11 protein-coding genes and 1 tRNA gene are annotated in these 20311 nt (G+C 68.3%); 7 read left to right on the top strand and 5 right to left on the bottom strand.

The features are described from left to right. Positions 1–35: 35 nt before the first annotated feature. Positions 36–9263: a type I polyketide synthase gene (locus tag GOAMR_RS07215; protein WP_005184805.1), complete on the top strand. Its 9228-nt coding sequence runs from the start codon at positions 36–38 to the stop codon at positions 9261–9263. Beyond that, positions 9260–9667 carry a holo-ACP synthase AcpS gene (gene acpS / locus GOAMR_RS07220; protein ID WP_005184807.1) on the top strand — a complete coding sequence of 136 codons (408 nt, stop codon included), beginning with the start codon at positions 9260–9262 and terminating at the stop codon, positions 9665–9667. The genes GOAMR_RS07215 and acpS overlap by 4 nt, the downstream gene beginning before the upstream one ends. 114 nt (positions 9668–9781) lie before the next feature. On the opposite strand, the gene GOAMR_RS07225 is transcribed toward acpS, so the two are convergent. Together GOAMR_RS07225 and bcp are read right to left on the bottom strand one after the other, a co-directional pair. Beyond that, a complete protein-coding gene (locus tag GOAMR_RS07225) occupies positions 9782–10411 on the bottom strand; it encodes a TetR/AcrR family transcriptional regulator (RefSeq protein ID WP_005184810.1) in 630 nt (209 codons plus the stop codon). A gap of 12 nt (positions 10412–10423) precedes the next feature. Further along, a complete protein-coding gene (gene bcp, locus GOAMR_RS07230) occupies positions 10424–10897 on the bottom strand; it encodes a thioredoxin-dependent thiol peroxidase (protein WP_040514642.1) in 474 nt (157 codons plus the stop codon). Positions 10898–11054: 157 nt separating this feature from the next. Between bcp and GOAMR_RS07235 the strand changes: the two genes are divergently transcribed. From GOAMR_RS07235 to GOAMR_RS07255, 5 genes are all read left to right on the top strand, one after another. Then, positions 11055–11273, top strand: coding sequence for a DUF3618 domain-containing protein (locus tag GOAMR_RS07235; RefSeq protein ID WP_005184822.1), 219 nt, complete (start codon positions 11055–11057; stop codon positions 11271–11273). 108 nt (positions 11274–11381) lie between these two features. After that, a tRNA-Lys gene (locus GOAMR_RS07240) sits at positions 11382–11454 on the top strand. Positions 11455–11718: 264 nt separating this feature from the next. Further along, on the top strand, positions 11719–12828 hold the full coding sequence (locus GOAMR_RS07245; RefSeq protein WP_005184825.1) for an adenine-specific methyltransferase EcoRI family protein: 1110 nt from the start codon (positions 11719–11721) through the stop codon (positions 12826–12828). After that, entirely contained in the window at positions 12828–13967 is a 1140-nt protein-coding gene (locus tag GOAMR_RS07250; RefSeq protein WP_005184826.1) for a GmrSD restriction endonuclease domain-containing protein, read from the top strand. Before GOAMR_RS07245 ends, GOAMR_RS07250 begins: the two co-directional genes overlap by 1 nt. Beyond that, positions 13964–14854, top strand: a complete 891-nt coding sequence (locus GOAMR_RS07255; RefSeq protein ID WP_005184829.1) for a restriction system modified-DNA reader domain-containing protein — start codon at positions 13964–13966, stop codon at positions 14852–14854. Before GOAMR_RS07250 ends, GOAMR_RS07255 begins: the two co-directional genes overlap by 4 nt. A gap of 80 nt (positions 14855–14934) precedes the next feature. Here GOAMR_RS07255 and GOAMR_RS07260 read toward each other — a convergent pair whose 3' ends face one another. The 3 genes from GOAMR_RS07260 to GOAMR_RS25325 all read right to left on the bottom strand — a co-directional run bounded on the left by GOAMR_RS07260 (position 14935) and on the right by GOAMR_RS25325 (position 20284). After that, positions 14935–16494, bottom strand: a complete 1560-nt coding sequence (locus GOAMR_RS07260; protein ID WP_005184832.1) for a plasmid recombination protein — start codon at positions 16492–16494, stop codon at positions 14935–14937. 318 nt (positions 16495–16812) lie between these two features. Beyond that, entirely contained in the window at positions 16813–17112 is a 300-nt protein-coding gene (locus GOAMR_RS07265) for a hypothetical protein (protein ID WP_005184833.1), read from the bottom strand. 94 nt (positions 17113–17206) lie between these two features. After that, a complete protein-coding gene (locus GOAMR_RS25325) occupies positions 17207–20284 on the bottom strand; it encodes a hypothetical protein (protein ID WP_005184836.1) in 3078 nt (1025 codons plus the stop codon). Between the last annotated feature and the right edge of the window lie 27 nt (positions 20285–20311).

The following is a 20311-nucleotide window of genomic DNA, read 5'->3' on the forward strand; positions in this document are numbered from 1 at the left end:
CACCCGATGACACAGCCCCCGAATGAGGAGAATCCGTGACCGTCGATCACATCCGCACCGGCCAGCTGGGAGCCGCCACCGGTTCCCGTCCCTCCGGCACCTTGATGGACCAGATCGCCGCCGGTGAACCGTACGCCATCAGCTTCGGGGGCCAGGGCGCACCGTGGCTGCCGACGCTCGCCGAACTGGTCGTCGACGCCGACCTCGAATACCGGATCGGCAAGTACGTCGACGCCGCGGAACGGCTGATCGCCCCCGTCGCCGGCAAGCTCGCGATCGCCCGCCCCGACGGCTTCCATCCACTCGCCTGGGTCCGCGCGCACGACACCGGCGACGAGGTGCCCTCGGACGCAGCGCTCGCCGATGCGACGCTGTCGGTGCCCGGTGTGCTGCTCGCCCAGCTCGCCGCCATCGACGCCCTCGCCAAGCAAGGTCTGGACACCACCACCATCCCACCCACCTCCGTGGTGGGCCACTCGCAGGGCGTGCTGGCCACCGAGGCGATCGCCAACGACGGCGCCGGGGTCGGCGCCGGTGTGCTGCTGGCGCTGGCCGAGCTGATCGGCGCCGCGGGCACCATCGTCGCCCGCCGCCGCGGACTGGCCGCGACCTCCGACGGCACCCCGATGATGGCGATCGGCAACGCCACCCCGGAACGGGTTGATGAGATCCTCGCCGAGTACCGGGCCGGGCTGAGGGAGCGCGACCTGGGCGCCGAACCTGTGGTCGCCATCCGCAACGGCCGTACCGCCGTCATCGTCGCGGGCGCACCCCGCCACCTCAAGGCGCTGCGCGCGCGCTGCGAGCAGATCGCCGCCGCCGAGGCCGATAAGCGCAAGCGCAAGCTCACCGGCGGCGCCCCGTTCTCGCCCAAGTTCGACGACCTGGCCGTCACGCTGGCCTTCCACCACCCGTCGCTGGCCGAGGCCGTCGACATGGTGGCCGAATGGGCCGACGAATGCGGCATCGACCGCACCGTCGCCTCCCGGCTGGCCGCCGACGTCCTGGTCAACCATGTGGACTGGGTCTCGATCATTGACGAGGTGGTCGCCGGCGGCTCCCGCTGGATCATCGACCTCGGGCCGTCCGATCTGGCCACCCGCCTGACCTCGGGTCTGGTCCGGGGCCGCGGTGTCGGCCTGATCCCGGCCGCGCTGCGTGTCGGGCAGCGTAACCTGTTCAGCCCCGGGGGCATCCCCGAGGTGGAGGCGCCGTGGGCGCACTTCGACCCGATCCTGGTGGAGCTGCCCGACGGCCGTACCGTCGTGGAGACCGCCTTCACCCGGCTCACCGGCCGGTCGCCGATGCTGCTCGCCGGTATGACCCCGACCACCGTCGACCCCGCGATCGTCGCGGCGGCCGCGAACGCGGGCCACTGGGCCGAGCTTGCCGGCGGTGGACAGGTCACCGAGGAGATCTTCGCCCGCAACATCGCCACCCTCACCGACCTGCTGGAGCCGGGCCGTGAGGCACAGTTCAACGCCCTGTTCCTCGATCCGTACCTGTGGAAACTGCAGCTCGGCGGCAAGCGGATCGTGCAGAAGGCACGCGCGCAGGGCGCACCGCTCGACGGCGTGATCGTGTCGGCGGGTATCCCCGAACTCGAGGACGCCGTCGCCCTGGTCGAGGAGTTCGTCGACGCCGGTCTGCGCTATGTCGCGTTCAAGCCGGGCACGGTCGAGCAGATCCGCGCCGTGGTGCGCATCGCCGCCGAGGCCCCGGCTTACCCGATCATCGTGCAGATCGAGGGCGGCCGCGCCGGCGGCCACCACTCGTGGGAGGACCTCGACGACCTGCTGCTGGCCACCTACGGCGAACTGCGCGCCCGCCCCAACGTGGTGATCTGCGTCGGCGGTGGCATCGGCACCCCCGAACGGGCCGCCGAATATCTGACCGGCGTGTGGTCGGAGAATCTCGGTTACCCCAAGATGCCGCTCGACGGCATCCTCATCGGCACCGCGGCGATGGCCACCAAGGAGGCCACCACCGCACCCGAGGTCAAGCAACTCCTCGTCGACACCGTCGGGTGCGACGAATGGATCGGTGCCGGGCACGCCACCGCGGGCATGGCATCCGGGCGCAGCCAGCTCGGCGCCGACATTCATGAGGTCGACAACGGCGCCTCCCGCTGCGGACGTCTGCTCGACGAGGTCGCCGGTGACGCCGACGCCGTGGCCGAGCGCCGCGACGAGATCATCGAGGCGCTCTCGCACACCGCCAAGCCGTACTTCGGCGACGTAGCCGCGATGACCTACCGGCAGTGGCTCGACCGGTACGCCACCCTCGCCGTGGGGGATGGTCGCTCCGATCAACTGCCCTGGGCCGACATCACCTGGCAGACCCGGTTCGTCGACATGCTGCAGCGCACCGAAGCCCGGATGGCGCCCGCCGACCGCGGTGAGGTGCCCACCATGTTCGCCGACATCGCGAGCACCGACGACCCGCACGCCGCCATCGATGCGCTGATCAGTGTGTACCCCGAGGCCGAGGCCGACGTCCTGCACCCGGCCGATGTGGCGTTCTTCCTCGAGCTGTGCCGCACCCCCGGCAAGCCCGTCAACTTCGTGCCGGTCGTCGACAAGGACGTGCGGCGCTGGTGGCGCAGCGACTCCCTGTGGCAGGCGCATGACGCGCGCTACGCGGCCGACGAGGTGTGCATCATCCCCGGTCCGGTGGCCGTGGCCGGCATCACCCGCGTCGACGAGCCGGTGGGCGAGCTGCTCGACCGTTTCGAGGCACAGGTCGCCGCCGACCTGGCCGCCGCCGGCGGGCAGCCTTTCCCGGTCGACGGCCGCAAGCGCGCCGGTGTCATCTCCGGTGAGGGCGCCGTCGCCGCGATCCTGGAGGCCGACGACGTCGAGTGGGCCGGCCGGATCGTTCCCAACCCTGCCACCGTGATCGGCGACCGTGGCCGCTGGGTCGTCGTCGACCCCGACCGCGCCGAACACGCACCCACCGGCGCCGTGCTCGAACGTGCGGGGGAGCATCGTTTCGATCTCGTCGTGCCCGTCTCCGGCACCACCATCCGCATCCCGTTCCACGCGACCGCGGCGATCGCCGACGGCGGCAACCCGCTGATCGGCGCCGACGACGCGGCGTCGGCGATGACCGCGATCCTCACCGTCGCGGCCGGCGGCTCCCTCGCCGACGTCACCGGCGGTGTCAGCACCACCACCTTCGCCTGGAACCCCGATTCTGTCGCCGACCATGCCGCGGTCACCGGCTACACCCTGCCCGCGCACCTGACCCCGACCACGCCGATCCAGCCGTTCGGTTTCGCCGTGCCCGACACCCTCGTCGGCGCCTGCTGGCCGTCGGTGTTCAGCGTGATCGGCGCGGCCCGCACCGACGCCGGCGACCCGGTGGTCGAGGGTCTGCTCGACCTCGTGCACCTCGACCACGCGATCGAGGTCACCGGCCAGATCCCGACCGTGAGTGCCGAACTGGTGGTGACCGCGGCCCTGCAAGGCGTCTACGACGCCGAGGTGGGCCGGGTCATCGAGGTGAGCGTCGACATCACCGACGGCGGCACGCCGGTCGCGCACCTGGCCGAACGCTTCGCCATCCGGGGCCGCCTCGGCTCCGCCGAGCTCGCCGATCCCGCCCGCGCGGGCGGCGCCGCCGGCGACGAGCAGCAGGCCACCCGCAAACTGCTGCGCCAGGCCACCATCACCGCCCCCGGCCACATGGGCGGCTTCGCGGCGGTGTCCGGTGACCGCAACCCCATCCACACCGACGCCATCGCCGCCAAGCTCGCCGGTCTCGGCGACCCGATCGTGCACGGCATGTGGCTCTCGGCCGCCGCCCAGCAGGTGGTGACCGCCACTGACGCCAAGAACCCGGTGCCCTCGCCGCGGCCGCTGCTCGGCTGGACCGCCCGCTACCTGGGTATGGTCCGCACCGGCGACACCATCACCGTGCGGGTCGACCGCGTCGGGCTCGACGCCGGCCGCGAGGTGGTCGAGGTCAGCGCCAAGGTCGGCGACAACCTGGTGATGAACGCGACCGGTCTGCTCGCCGCGCCGCGCACTGTGTACGCATTCCCGGGGCAGGGCATCCAGTCCAAGGGGATGGGCCTGGACGCCCGGTCCCGGTCAAAGGCCGCCCGCGAGGTGTGGGACCGTGCCGACAAGCACACCCGTGCCGCGCTCGGCTTCTCGATCCTGGCCGTCGTCCGGGACAACCCGACCACCCTCGTGGCCGGTGGCACCACCTACAACCACCCCGACGGAGTGCTGTACCTGACGCAGTTCACCCAGGTCGCGATGGCGACCCTCGGTGTCGCGCAGATCGCCGAACTGAAGGAGTCCGGAGGTTTCGTCGACGGTGCCATCACCTGCGGCCACTCGGTGGGCGAGTACAACGCGCTCGCCGCCTGCGCCGGTGTGCTGCCGCTCGAAGCGGTCCTGGAGGTGGTGTTCCAGCGCGGTGAGGCCATGCATCACCTCGTTCCGCGAGATGGCAAGGGCCGCAGCGACTACCGGATGGCCGCGATCCGGCCGAGCCAGTTCGGGCTCGCCGACGCAGACGTCACCGGCTTCGTCAACGACATGTCGGCGCAGACCGGTGAATTCCTCGAGGTGGTCAACCTCAACCTGCTCGGCTCGCAGTACGCGATTGCCGGCACGGTGCGGGGCCTGGAACACCTCGAAGCCGAGATCGACCGCCGCCGCGCAGAATTCGGTGGCAAGCGGTCGTTCATCCTGGTTCCCGGCATCGATGTGCCGTTCCACTCGACGGTGCTGCGTGCCGGTGTGCCCGAGTTCCGCAGCAAGCTCGATGACCTGCTCCCTGCCCACATCGACCCGGAAATCCTTGTCGGGCATTACATCCCGAACCTGGTTCCGTGCCTGTTCTCGCTGCGCCGCGAGTTCATCCAGGAGATCGCCGACCTGGTGCCCTCCGCCCCGCTCGACGCGGTGCTGGCCGACTGGGACAGCTGGGCCGCACGCCCGGGTGAACTGGTGCGCGTCGTGCTCATCGAGCTGCTGGCCTGGCAGTTCGCCAGCCCGGTGCGCTGGATCGAGACCCAGGAACTGCTGTTCGCCCCCCGCGAGCGCGACGGTCTGGGCATCCAGCGGTTCGTTGAGATCGGTGTGAAGAGCGCGCCCACCCTGGCGGGGCTGGCGAACAACACCCTCAAGCTCGACGACTACACCGCGGCCACCGCCGAGGTCCTCAATCTCGAACGCGACACCGCGGTGATCCTGGCGCAGGACGCGGGCGTCGAACCGGAAGAGGACGAGCCCGTCGACGTTCCCGTCGAAAGTGTCGCTCAGGCAACGGAATCCGCCCCCGCTCCGGCGGCCGCCGCGCCCGTCCCGGCCCCGGTGTCCAGCGGCCCGCGTCCCGAGGACATCGCTTTCGGTCCCGCGGACGCGGTCAAGGCCGTGATCGCCATGTGGACCAAGATGGGCGTCGACCAGATCGGCGCCGCCGACACCATCGAGGCGCTGTGCGACGGTGTGTCCTCACGCCGTAACCAGCTGCTGCTCGACATCGGCGGCGAGCTGGGCCTGGGCGCCATCGACGGCGCCGCCGAGGCCGACATGGTGGCGCTGTCGTCGACGGTGCAGACGCTGGCCCGCGGCTACCGGCCGCTCGGCCCGGTGCTCACCGACGCCGTCGCCGAACAGATCCGCAAGGTGATGGGCCCGCTGGGCAAGCGCCAGTCCTACATCACCGACCGGGTGGAGAAGGTGTGGCAGCTCGGCCCCGGCTGGGGACTGCACACCGTCGTCGCCCTGGCGATGGGCACCCGCGAGGGCGCCAGCGTCCGCGGTGGTGACCTCGGCGCCCTCCTCGACGGTCCGCCGGCCGGTGCCGACGCGCTCGACGCCCTGATCGACCGCGCCGTCACCGCCGTCGGTGCCGACAAGGGCATCGCCGTGGCCAAACCCGCCTCCGAGGCCGGTGGCGGGGCCACGGTCGACGCCGCCGCGCTCGGCGAGTTCGCCGAACAGATCACCGGCCGCTCCGGTGTGCTGGCGACCGCCGCGCAGACCGTCCTGGCCAAACTGGGCCTCGCCGACACCGCCGGCACCCCCGAGGCCGAAGAGAACCCGGACGCGGCAATCGCCGCCCTGGTCAGCGCCGAACTCGGCTCCGAATGGGCCCGCACCGTCGCCCCCGCCTTCGACGAGCAGAAGGTGGTGCTGGTCGATGACCGCTGGGCCACCAGCCGCGAGGACCTGGTGCGGCTGTGGCTGACCGACGCCACCGACCTCGACACCGACGTCGCCGACCGGTTCGCCGGAGCCGGCGAGGTGGTCGCCGAACACGCCACCTGGTGGCACGAGAAAGCGCTGGCCGAAGGCAACGAGCCGCAGGCCCAGGTGTACGGCCGGATCGCCGACGCCGCCCGCGACCAGGCCGACGGTGCGTACGCCGGCCAGATCGCCGTCGTCACCGGCGCCAGCAAGGGCTCGATCGCCGCGGCCGTGGTGGGCGGACTGCTCGCCGGTGGTGCGACCGTCGTCGCCACCACCTCGCGCCTGGATTCGGACCGGCTCGGTTTCTACAAGGAGCTGTACCGCACCCACGCCCGCTGCGGCGCGGCCCTGTGGGTGGCGCCGGCGAACATGTGCTCCTACACCGACGTCGACGACCTGGTGTCGTGGATCGGCTCGGAGCAGACCGAGAACCTCGGCAGCACCACCGCCGTGGTCAAGCCGGCGCTCAAGCCGACGATGCTGTTCCCGTTCGCCGCGCCGCGGGTGGCCGGTGATCTCACCGACGCCGGCGCCCGCGCCGAGCTGGAGATGAAGGTGCTGCTGTGGTCGGTCGAGCGGCTGATCGCCGGCCTCTCCGACATCAACGCCGACCACGATCTCGCGGCCCGGCTGCACGTGGTGCTGCCCGGCTCGCCCAACCGCGGCATGTTCGGCGGCGACGGTGCCTACGGTGAGGCCAAGGCCGCGCTCGACGCGGTGGTGACCCGCTGGAACGTCGAGGACTCCTGGAAGCGCAGGACCACCCTCGCCCACGCCCTCATCGGCTGGGTCCGCGGTACCGGCCTGATGGGTCACAACGATCCGCTGGTCGACGCCGTCGAGGAGGCCGGTGTCCGGACCTGGAGCACCGCCGAGATGGCCGCCAACCTGCTCAGCGTGTGCACACCCGAGCAGCGGGCACAGGCCGCCGACGCCCCGATCGTCGCCGATTTCACCGGCGGCCTCGACCCCGACGCCATCGACCTCAAGGCGCTTGCCATGGCCGCCCAGGCCGAGGCCGCCGAGGCGGAGTCGGCCGACGATGAGACCGATTCCGACGTGGATACCGTCGCGGCACTGCCCGCGCCGGCCCGCGCCCGCGCATCCATGCGGCCGCAGTGGGCGCCGATCGAGGCCAAGCCCGAGGACCTGGTGGTCATCGTCGGTGCGGGTGAACTCGGCCCGTACGGCTCGGCGCGCACCCGTTTCGAGATGGAGGTCGACGAAAAGCTGTCGGCCGCAGGTGTTCTCGAACTGGCCTGGAACACCGGCCTGGTCCATTGGGACAGTGCGCCCAAGCCGGGCTGGTACGACACCGCCACCGGCGATGCCGTCGCCGAATCCGATATCGCCGACCGCTACCACGACGAGGTGGTCGCCCGCTGCGGCATCCGCCGCTACGCCGACGACGGCGCGATGGTGGACAACACCTCGCCGCTGCTCACCTCGGTGTTCCTCGACGAGGACCTCACCTTCTCGGTGGGTTCGGAGGCCGAGGCCCGTGCCTTCGCCGTCACCGCCCCCGACAAGACCCGGGTGGTGCTGGACGAGGAATCCGGCGAATGGCAGGTCACCCGCCTGGCCGGCACCGAGATCCGGGTGCCGCGGCAGTTCGAGCTCACCCGCACCGTGGGCGGGCAGATCCCGACCGGTTTCGACCCGACTCGCTGGGGCGTCACCCCCGACATGGCCGAATCCATCGACCGGGTCGCGCTGTGGAACCTCGTCGCCACCGTCGACGCGTTCCTGTCGTCGGGCTTCACGCCCGCCGAGCTGATGCGCTGGGTGCATCCCGGCCTGGTGGCCAACACCCAGGGCACCGGCATGGGCGGCATGACATCGATGCGCGAGCTGTACATCAACACCATCCTCGGCGAGGCCAAGGCCAACGACATCCTGCAGGAGGCGCTGCCGAACATCGTCGCCGCGCACGTCGTGCAGTCCTACATCGGCAGCTATGGCGCGATGATCCACCCTGTTGCCGCGTGTGCCACCGCCGCCGTGTCGGTGGAGGAGGGCGTCGACAAGATCCGTCTCGGCAAGGCGCTGTTCGCGGTCGCCGGCGGCTTCGACGACCTCGGCATCGAGGGGATCGTCGGCTTCGGTGACATGTCCGCCACCGCCGAGTCGGCCAAGATGGCCGCGCGCGGTATCGACGAACGCCGCTACTCCCGCGCCAACGACCGGCGCCGCGGCGGGTTCGTCGAATCGCAGGGCGGCGGCACGATCCTGCTGGCACGCGGTGACGTGGCCGCGCAGATGGGCCTGCCGGTCCTCGGTGTGGTGGCGTGGGCGCAGAGCTTCGGCGACGGCGTGCACACCTCCATCCCGGCCCCGGGTCTCGGTGCCCTCGGTGCCGCCCGCGGCGGGCTGACCTCGCCGCTGGCCGGTGCGCTGGCCACGCTCGGGGTGAGCGCCGACGAGGTGGCGGTGATCTCCAAGCACGACACCTCCACCCGCGCCAACGACCCGAACGAGTCCGAACTGCACGAGCGGCTCGCGTCGGCGATCGGCCGCAGTGAGGGCGCACCGCTGTTCGTGGTGTCGCAGAAGTCGCTGACCGGTCACGCCAAGGGCGGCGCGGCGGCCTTCCAGTTGATAGGGCTGTGCCAGGTGCTGCGCGACGGGGTGATCCCGCCCAACCGCAGCCTCGACTGCGTCGACGAGAAGATGCAGGAGTACCCGCACCTGGTGTGGGCGCGCGAGACTCTGCAGCTCGGTGAGCGGTTCCCGCTCAAGGCCGGTCTGCTCACCAGCCTCGGCTTCGGTCACGTCTCCGGACTCATCGCCGTGGTCCATCCGGAAGCCTTCGTGGCGACCCTGGATCCGGGCGCCGCCGGCGAGTACCGCGACCGGGCTGCCGAGCGGGAGCGGCTGGGCAACCAGCGCCTGCTGGAGGCCATGTGTGGTGGCGAGGCCGCCTACACCCGTCCCTCGGGCCGTCGCTTCGACGCCGACCAGGACGAGCACGACGCCGAATCCGCACTGCTGCTGGATGATTCGGTACGTCTGAGTGTGTCGGGCGACTACGGCGTAGGGTCTGTGCGATGAGTGTATTGGGCGTGGGGATCGACCTCGTGTCGATCCCCGCCTTCAGGGAGCAACTGGCCCAGGCGGGCACCACCTTCGGTGACCGGTTCACCACCCGGGAGCGACGCGACTCGGGCGCCGGAACCGGCGACGATGCCCTGCATCTGGCGGCCCGCTGGGCGGCCAAGGAGGCGGTGATCAAGGCCTGGTCGGTGAGCCGGTACGGCCGCAAGCCGCTGTTGCCGCTGATCCGGCACAGCGACATCGAGGTGGTCACCGACAATTGGGGCCGCCCGGCCATCCGGCTCGGCGGTGAGATCGCGGACCTGTTGCGCGACACAGTTGTCCACGTCTCGCTCACGCACGACGGCGACACCGCCGCCGCTGTCGCCATCCTGGAATCGGCACCTCCTGCCGCTGGTTGAGGTGTGAGGTAGCCCGGCGACCGAGCCTCGAAACCCGGTGAGGCGACATTGTTCCCGCACCAGGTTTCGAGGCTCGTCGCTTGCGCTCCTCGCACCTCAACCAGCAGCAGCGGGTCAGTCGTCGTCTGCCGTGGACTCCTCCAGCAGCAGGTAGCCGGCCAGCATCCGCTTGAGTTCGGCGACGATCTCCTCGTGATGGGTCACGTCCTGCACCGACAGGCTCAGCAGCGAGTAGGTCGTGTGCACCAGCACCTGCGACATCATCTCGCGCCGGCCCCGCTGCGACGGCGTCAGCGGGGCCAGGGCTCGGGCGACGAGTTCGGCGAGCAGCCGCTCGTTCTGGGTGGCGGTCAGCCGTGTCGACGGCGTCGACTGCACCGCCAGCCACACTGCCCGCCGCGACGGATCGTTGCGCCACAACGCCGCCAGGTGATCGAGGAACTTCTCCAGCAGGTGCGGCCACTCCAGCGACGGCACCTCACCGGCGAACGCGGACAGTTCCTCACGGACGGCCACCGTGTCCTGCCGGTCGAGTTCGCACACGATCACGTACTTGTTGGCGAAGTACTGGTACAGCGTGCCGATCGGGACCTCGGCACGGACGGCGATCTCCTCACACGTCAGCGACTCGATACCGACCTCGATCAGCAACTCGCGGGCGGCGCCGAGCATCGCCTGAAACTTGCGCTTGCTGCGTTCCTGCGTGGGACGTTTACGGGGAACGAGCAGCTCGGTGTCGGGCATTTCCGCTACGGGTCAGACCGACAGGTCGCGCCGCAGCTTGGCGACGTGCCCGGTGGCGCGCACGTTGTACTGGGCCACCTCGATGTCGCCGTTCTCGTCGACGAGGAACGTCGAGCGGATGACTCCGTTGACCACCTTGCCGTACATCATCTTCTCGCCGAACGCGCCCCACTCGGTGAGGACCTTCTTCTCCGGGTCGCTGAGCTGCGGGAACGTGAGGGCGTCGCGATCGACGAACTTGGCGAGTTTGGCCGGTTTGTCGGGGGAGATGCCGATGACGGCGATGCCCGCCTCGTTCAGTTCGGCCAGGTTGTCGCGGAAGTCGCAGGCCTGCTTGGTGCAGCCGGGGGTCATCGCGGCGGGGTAGAAGTAGACGATCACCTTGCGTCCGGCGTAGTCGGACAACGAGACCGGGTTCTCCTCGGCGTCGAGGAGAGTGAAGGCGGGCGCCTTGTCGCCGGGCGCCAACCGTGTCGTTTCAGCCATACAGGCAGGCTAATGCATGCGCTCGCCGGCGGATGCGAGCGAGTGCTCGGGTCGTGTCCGGCGCGCAACCCTTGGTGAGCCGGTCGATACCGTAGTCTGCAGTGTGACCTATTACTGCACTGTGTACTGCACCTAGCAGCGCCTGGAGGATGACGACGTGGCGGATACCGAACGCATTGAGCAAGAGATCGCGGCGGCACGCGAAGACTTGGCCAAGACCCTCGACGCCCTCGCGGTGCGTGCCAACCCGCAACGGCTGGCCGACGACGCCAAAACCCGCGCGATCGCCGCGCTCAACTCGCCCGCGGTCAAGTACACCCTCATCGGGGCCGGTGTCGTGGTGAGCATCGTGATCGTCCGAAAGATCGTCACCTAGGTGCCGAAAACAGACGAAACCACAGGTCAGCGATACGATTTCACTTTTCCGCAGACCTCCATGTAAGGTTTCTTCTCGCAAGGCCAAGCGCCCCACAGCGCAGGCCGAGCGCCATTAGCTCAATTGGCAGAGCAGCTGACTCTTAATCAGCGGGTTCGGGGTTCGAGTCCCTGATGGCGCACTGAAAAGCCCCTCACCAGCGGAAACGGCGGTGAGGGGCTTTTTCATTTCCGCGGATACTCTCTAATCTACTCTCCAATCCCTCGTTCTAGGACGCTCAGAGGCACGGCCGGGACAGTGTTCTATCCATGCTCTTGCAGCACACACCTCACTTGACCCAGTTCTCGATCGATCGACCCGCACCGATAGGCACCGTGTCCCTCACCCCGTCACACCTCTCGACTACCGTTAGACCGGATCGGGGAACAGCAACGGAGCAGGGACGATGGCAGGAAACGCGACGCTGAGCAAGGCGCAGTCGGCAAAACGGGACGAGTGGTACACCAGCACGGTCGACATCGAAAAAGAGCTGCGGCACTACCGGCCGCAGTTCGAGGGCAAGGTCGTGCTGTGCAACTGCGACGACCCCTACGAGTCGAACTTCTTCAAGTACTTCGCGATGAACTTCAACCACCTGAAGCTCAAGAAACTCATCGCGACCTCGTTCGTCGGCTCGCCGATCGCCGGCTCGCAGCTCCCGCTCTTCGAAGCTGCCGGCATGCGCGACGCTGAGCCCACTAAGACCGCCTACAAGGTCGAGATAACTGAGGTGGTCGATCTCAACGACGATGGCGCCATTGACCTGCTCGACGTCGAGCACCTGCTGCGTCACGACGCCAACGCGGTGACCCCGCTCTCCGGCGACGGTGACTTCCGCAGCAAGGAGGTGGAGGCGCTCCTCGATGAGGCGGACATCGTGGTGACGAATCCGCCGTTCTCGCTGTTCAAGGAGTACATCCACCAGCTCATCGCGCACGGCAAGAAGTTCCTGGTCCTGGGCGACCAGAACCACGCCAAGCACTCCGAGATCTTCCCGTACGTCACCGAGAACAAGCTCTGGTTCGGCTACGACAACGGTGGCACGAAGTGGTTCCGTGTGCCGATGGACTACGAGATCGCCACCGCGTCGCGCACCAAGATCGTCGACGGCGTCAAGTACCTGAGCATGGGCCGGATCTACTGGTACACCAACCTCGACACCACCAAGCGCCATGAGCCGTTGACGCTCTACAAGCGCTTCAAAGCTGACGAGTACCCGACCTATGTCAACTACCCCGCCATCGAAGTCGCCAAGGTGGCCGAGATCCCGTTCGACTACGACGGGGTCATGGGCGTTCCGATCACCTTCCTCGACAAGTACAGCCCCGATCAGTTTCAGATCGTCGGCATCAGCACCCGCGACGCCGAGCCGATGAGGAATTATGCCGAGCCCGAGGCGTACGCGAAGGACGGAAGGATCGTCGGCGGGACGGGCAAGCTGTTCCTGCCCATTGGAGACGGCAGATACACCGGTGTTTACGAGCGCATTCTGGTCAAGCGGATCGGAGACGCCTGATGGACATCGAACTGCACCCGGTCACGATCCGCGAAGTCGTTGACGGCTACACCGACGACGGTGAGGGCGGTGTCTTCGGTTATGGCGGCCGACTCAACATCAGACCTCCGTACCAGCGCGAGTTCGTCTACAAGCAGAAGCAGCGCGACGCGGTGATCGACACCATCTTCAAAGGCTTCCCGCTCAACGTCTTCTACTGGGTCGAGAACGAGGACGGCACGTTCGAGATCCTCGACGGTCAGCAACGCACAGTGTCGCTGAGCCAGTACGCCAACGGTGACTTCTCGGTCGAAGTGAACGGAAACCTCAAGGGCTTCCCGAACCTCACTCCCGACGAGCAGAAGAAGTTCCTCGACTACGAGCTACTCGTCTACCGCTGCAAGGGCGAGGACTCCGAGAAGCTCGACTGGTTCCGAACCATCAACATCGCCGGGGAGAAGCTCGAAGACCAGGAGCTGCTCAACGCCACCTACTACGGCCCCTGGCTGACCCACGCAAAGTCGATCTTCTCCAAGACCGGCGGCGCGGCCTATGGGTTGGGCGAGAAATACCTCGTCGGCGAGCCTATCCGCCAGAAGTACCTAGAGACGGCGCTGAAGTGGATCGCCGCCCGCGACGGGCTCGACCACCACAAGCAGTACATGGCCAAACACCAGCACGACCAGAACGCCAATGAGCTGTGGTCGTACTTCCGCACCGTCATCTACTGGGTCGAAGACACCTTCCCCAAGTATCGAGCCCTGATGAAGGGGCAGCCGTGGGGTCCGCTGTACGACCAGTACGGTCAGCAGCAGTTCGACACCGACGCGCTGGAGACCGAGATCGCTGCACTGATCCAGGACAAGGAGGTCGGCAACAACCGCGGCATCTACCAGTACGTCCTGACCCGCGACCCCAAGCACCTGAGCTTGCGCCAGTTCGACGACGACCAGCGGCTCGAGATGTACGAGCGGCAGGGTGGACGCTGTGCCAACGGCACCAAGTGCAAGACCGTCGGCAACGACGACGGCCAGCAGGTCTTCGACATCAGCCAGATGGACGCCGACCACATCGTGCCGTGGTCCAAGGGCGGCAAAACTGAAGCCGAAAACGGTCAGATGCTCTGCATCGGCTGCAACCGATCTAAGGGCGATCTGTGAGCGCCCAAGTCGTGGCCGTCAATGTCCAGATTCCTGCCGCGGCTACCGCACCGGTCGTCGCCGACTTCACCACCCATGCCCTGCGGGTCGGCTACTTCCACCGCCGAGACTGGCAGAACCTCCCGGCCGATGACTGGAACGTGCCAGGTGTTTACGTCCTGATGACCACCGACGGCTCAGGCATCGTCTATGTCGGCAAGTCGGTCAAGCTCCGAGGCCGGATCAGTACGCACAACAGCGACCCGCAGATCGACTGGCAGCGCGCTTTGGTGGTTAAGCGTGACACCTCCCACGGATTCACCAGTGCGGACGTCGGCTACCTCGAAGGTCGACTTGCCGCTGAGCTAGCCGCGATCCCGGGAATCACCGTCCACCGGGGCAAGGAGGACCGAGACGACACCCTGCCACGGCACATGGAGCTATCGCTCGACGAGCTGCTCGGTTCGATCTTGTCAGCGGCGCGCCTAGCCGGGCTCGACGTGCATAAGCCCGCAGATCTACCAGAGGATGACGAGATAGCCGAGGAACCGATCGCAGATTCCGTCTCCCAACCGGCAACGCCTGCTGTCCGTAGACGCCGGCAAAGAAAGAAGGCCAAGCTACCCGAGCTCGTGGCCGCAGGACTGATCAGCGCGGGCACCGAACTGCACCTGAATCAGGGCGGCACCGCGGCAACGGGCACCGTGTCCACGCAGGGCGAAATCGTGGTCGACGGCGTCGCCTACAACTCGGTGAGCACGGCCGCACAGACCGCGCTCAACAACGCCCGCGAAGAGACAGCGCACGTCCTGTCCTCGAACGGATGGACCACTTGGCACATCGGCAGTCCGACGGGGCCCGTGCTGGACTCCCTACGCGACCAATACACGTCCCCGGAACAGTCGTAGCGACCCAACCGGCCGCACGCGGCAGGAGATGAATGAACGGGCAGAGCCGAATACGGGACGAATCGTTGATTGGCGCATCGTCAATAGTCAGGTCCTTCGCTCCCGGGGCGCGGCGGCGTCCCCAAGCGTGAGGCGGCCCCTCGGGTGAATGCCTCGACGGCCGTCGGGTGCGTCCGCGCCTCTTCGGCGGTTCGGAACTTCTTCCACCCCATCTGCATTCCCGGACTCCACTTATCCCGGGGCGTCGACTTGAACAACGCGGTGATGTTCTTCTGCCACTCAGCGAGGTCGGTGTACTTCACCGCGTACCGAGCCTGCATCTCGTCCAGCTTCCCCTTCAGCGCGGCGCGGGCCAGTTCGAGCCCCTCCTCGAACCCGGCCTTCTTAGCGGCTTCGGCCTCGGCGCGTAGCGGTGCGACGGTCCGGGCGACTTCGACATCGACACGCTCATCGACAGCGGCCATCTGCCGCCGTTCGTATTCGGCCACCCGGTCGTCGGCGTCGCGGCGGGCCTGCTCCTCTTCCTCGGCAAGACGGGCTCGCAGAGCCGCCTCAGCAGCCTGCTGACGCGCTAACGTCGCTTGAGCGTCCTCTCGGGCCGTCTTGGCCTCTGCGAGCGCCTGCGTCGCAGCCTGCTGGTCGGCGTTCACCTGTTCGCGGTCACGGTCGAGTTCGGCGCTCTTAGCGTTGATCTGACCCCACGCTGCCGAGACCTCCTTCTCGCGCTGGTCCACAATGACGCCCTTGTGGTCCACGCGGTCCTCGTGCTCAGCGTTCTCGCGGACGGCTTCTGCCAGCTCCTCGCGGGCAGCTTCCAGCTCCTGACGATCAAAGTGCAACCGCGCCTTCTCGGCGGCGTTGCGATCGGCCAGTTCGCGCTCGGCCTTCTCGCGGTCGCGCCTAGCCTTGAACACTCGCACCGGCTCGTGGCCGCGCCCGGCGTCGACCCGCTCGAACGTGGCGTCGTAACCCTCGGCGAGCAGCACCGTGCGCATCTCGTCGTGGCGGGCGGCGTAGGCCTGTTTAGACTCGCCCATGATCCTCGCGCCGACGAGTTTGAAGTCTTCCGACAACGGCACCAAGAACATGTGGATGTGCGGATGGTCCTCGTCCCAGTGCTCGGCAACGGCGACGGTGTTGTCGGCGCCGGTGACCCGTTGAACTTCGCGGACCATCGCGTGCAGCTTCTCCCGGACGTCTGCCTTCTGTTCGGCCGTCATGTCGACGACCTTGCCGGTGTACTCGGGATCGAGCTGGAGGATGACCTCCAGGCACACCGTCGCGTCCTTGCGGACCGCGACCGGCTTGACCGTGCCGTCCTTCATCGTCTTGGTGTGCACGGCCAGCCCGACGCGCTCCTCGATCCAGTCCTCGACAGCGGCGATCGAGTCGCCGGGCCCAGCGAGCCGCAGCCCACCGGCCCCGTCGGGCAGCCACACCACGTTGTCGTCGGTCCGGGCGTCGTCGATCCGCTCATTGCTGTGCACGTGCTCGATGCCCTCGCGCCGTTCCACCGAACGCAGCGCGTGCGACAGCATGGGGCCGATCGCCGGTCGCTTGTCGCGGCCCTTGCCGCGGGCCTTGTCGACATCGACCCGCGCCCGGGACTCCCACCGGTAGGACGTGCTCCACTGCGACACGGGAACCGCCCTTCGGTCGGTTGCTTAACGGCCAATCCCGGCGGGGCCCTGGACGGTGGCGCGGGGCCCTGCTTCGCCGCCCACACCACCGTCCCGCCCACCAGGCTTACCCGTTAAGCATAACCCACTATGTTCATCCGCTCGCTTCGCTCGCTCCTGAACGTGGTCTCCTGCGGAGGGCCAGCCCCAGGCTACGCCTGGGAGCAGGGCCGGCCAGAACACTCGCTCGCTCGTGTCCAGGCAGGCCCTGCCAGAGACGACGACGCCCCCGGAGCTAGCCTGTTCGGCGCTCCGGGGACGGTCGTCAGGGGAGGACCGTCAGTGGTGCTGACCGAAGTCGGCGACCGCGCCGCCGACAGGGGCCGGGGCGGCGGCCGCGGCGAGGCCCCGGACCACCTCATCGACGACGCCCTTGGCCAGCAGCGCCTCGACCAGACGCGAGACCGGCTCATCGCCGCACCCGAGCACCTCCACGAGGCCCGAAGCGGTCAGCTCCGGGCACCGCTGAGCGATGGCGGCGAGATTGCGCCCGGCCTTCTGGTTGTCGGCCGCGATCGCCTTGCGTTTGGCGGTGCGGGCCGCGGCGATGGCCTTGTCGAAGTCTTCGTAGTTCGGCATGGTTCGTACTCCTGTTCGTTGCTGTCGGCCGGACCGAGTCTCGGTAGCGGCCGGGATGTGTTTCGGGACTGCGCTTCAAAGGCGCTCGCGTGGTTCAGCAGGCGCGTTCAGCGCCCTCATCACCCCCGCCCTCGGACTCGGTGGTCAGATCCCACGGCACGCTCCCAGGGGCCGCGCTACGGATCGCCGACAGGAACGGCTCGCACGCCGACGGCGCGAGCATCTGCCCGAGCCGGTCCGGGCGCCGGGCGTTCTTCCAGTCGGACTCTTTGGCCACGCCCAGCCCCCAGCCAGAGAGCCACGCCAACCGCGCCTTGACGGTCCCGGCTGACGCGGCCAGGCCCGGCACGTCGAAGCCGAGCACGCCCTGCCGGTGCCCGATCAGGATCGACAGCAGCACCGAGCGATGCGGATCAGCGATCCGCCTTCCCGCGCCGTGGGCCCGGCGCAGCTCCCACTCGCGCCACTCGGCCACGGTCCGCAGGCAGCCTCCGGCGTCGGCCTGGTTCTTTGCGACCTCGCGGCCGCGCAGGCAGTCGTCGATGGTCTCCCACGCCGTCGTGTCGAACGTCGCGACCTCGTGGGCGGCTCCGTTCGAATCGAGCGGGTGCGCCGCCCGCATGGTGGCGAAGTCGGGCTGACGCTTGCAGTCGTAGTCCATCGACAGTTCCCTGTCGTTGACCGACGCGATGAAGTCCACCCGGCGACCGTCGTCGTAGGACAGCTCCCGAAAGCTCGGGAACACCTTCACGGGGTTCGGCACCCGCCGCGTCCGCGAGATCACCAGGTCGAAGAAGTGCTGGCGCTCGACACCGGCCTTGAGAACTTCCACCGGAGTCTTGAAACTGTTCTTGGCGAGCACCCCGTCGTCGTTGAGAGCGACGTTGCCGCGGGTGGTCACGTTCAGGAACGAGCGCTGGCGATGCTTGACCTCCCAGATCGAGCGGTCCCCGTCCGCGATCAGGGCGCGAGCGTCGGCGGCCATCGCGGCCAGCCCGTACAGGTCCAGGCCCACGACGGTTTCGAGGTCGGCGTCGCTGATGAAGCCGTCGGTCGTCACCGAGAAGAACTGGAAGCCCGACGCGTGAAGCTGGTTGGCGGCCGCCAGCAGCTCGGCCCGAACGAAGCTCGTCGTCATCGCCGCGTGGTACGGCGAGGTGATGGCCGAGCCGCCGACCGCGTCCATCTTCTGCTCATAGGCGTCCCAAGCGTTCTGCTGCGCGACGTCCTGCGCGGTCTTGCCGTAGGTGGAGTTGGCCATCGTCTTGATGGCCAGCTCCTCCAGGGACTTCTTGCCGAACGCGGCCTTGACCGCGGCCCGGTCCTTGACCATCTGCACCACCCCGGCCCGCAGCGCGTGCGACGGCGAGCCGTCGGGCATCGACAGCGGCCGCAACCGGTAGCCGATCTGGCAGTGCACGCGAGCACCCAGCTTGAGCGCGAGGTAGACCTCTGGACCCATCACCTGCGCGCCCGGTCGGCCCGCCGACGTGCGCACGTACATCGGCGAACCGTCGGTGAAGATCGGCAGGCACGGGTAGACCACGTCTCGCCCGAACTCGAACTCGACCCACCCCACGAAGGGAGTCATCGGGCCCGGCACATCGTCGAGCGTCAACTCGCGGTTGGTGATCACCTCAGCGATCACACCGTCCGCGTGAGCCCAGTCGACGTCGCGCACCAGCGACATCGCGGTCGGATACGCGCCCTGAAGGTCGAAGTCGAACGTCTCGGCTTCTCGGTAGCCAGGCATCGGGCACATGTTCAGGCCACCGTGATAGCCGTTGGCGCAGGCGTCGATCACCGCCCGGGCAGCACCGTCGACAGGGATCTTGCCGCGCTTCTCGTAGTACGAACGGTCGTCCTCGCCCGCCCTGACCTCGGGATCACGCTTGACCAACCCGCCGAATCTGAGCGAGAACACCTCATCGCTCCCGATGTTCCAGTAGCGCTGCACGGAGGCCTTGAAGGCGTTAGCCGCTCCGCCCGACAGGGTGACCGGCGGCCGCACATCGACTCCGTAGAGACGTTCGAGGTACTCATGCACCACCACCGGATCGTTGGCGCTGTAGCGCAGGAACAGGATCAAGTCGTCGCGGCGGAGCAGGTCCATGCGCTCGATGACACCGTCGGGCAGGACGACCTTGGGCTGGCCGCACGCAGCGCCCAGAGCGTCGAGCGTCTTCGACCCGGCCGGCGCGTGGCACATCGTGTCCGAGACGCTGACGCTGAACGGATACAGGTACCGGCGAGACTCGTCGGAGGCGCACACCCGGAACGGTTGCAGGGTGACCAGACCACCGGCCGCACTGGTGAGTGACTTGAGCGGGTCCGGCTGCACCCGGCGGAACACCGTCATGTCGGCCTTGCCGAAGTGGCAGCGAAGGTTCAGCGGCACCGAATGCGTGCGGTACAAGCGATTCCGGCGAGCGCGGGACCGTGCCCGCCCGTCGAGATCCTCGTCCCCGGGCCTGGCGAACCCGCGCACGTCCAGACCGTCGGCGCCCACGGAACCGGCCAGCCGGTGCCGCCACAGCCCAGCCTCGCGCCAGACCTCCCGCAGCGCCGTCGTCAGCCGCAGGCGCACCCGCGACAGCGGCAGGAACACCACCAGCACCATCGCCGACGGGTCGACCGGGTCCGGCGTCGCGAACTGGTAGCTGACGAGCACCCTGCGCCCGTCGGCAGTCTGGACGAACTCGGTGTCGAACGACACCGGAATCGCCGCCATGCCGGTTCCGGCGGCTCGAATCGTCGGCAGGTCGCCGAATGCCAGCGAGGCGCCCGCGTGGCCCCCGGTAGAGGCCTCGGAGGCCCCGACGGGGTCGGGGTCACTGTTGCTCTCCCATGGGCGCTTATGACCCCTATCGCTGACCTGCGGTTTTGCGGCACTTTTTTGGAGCAGATTTGAAATCTGCTCCAAATCCGGGGCCAATTCACCCACTCGCGGCACCCTCTTGGACAGGACCAGAAACGGGGCTCCCGAACCGCCCGCGTCGGCGTCCTGAAGCTCCCGGACCGACCAGCTGTCGACCTCCAGAATGTCGACGTCCGGGCGGTCAAGAACGACGTCAGTAGCGGTACCCGCCGCGGGGACCGCATGATCGGAGCGAGACGTAGCAATCTCGGAGGCCCCGGAGTCATTGGCTCCGGGGCTTTCGCTTGCGGTCATCAGACATCGACCGCCTCATAACCGGCA

Origin of the sequence: Gordonia amarae NBRC 15530 (assembly GCF_000241345.1) — a bacterium.
Lineage (GTDB): Bacteria > Actinomycetota > Actinomycetes > Mycobacteriales > Mycobacteriaceae > Gordonia > Gordonia amarae.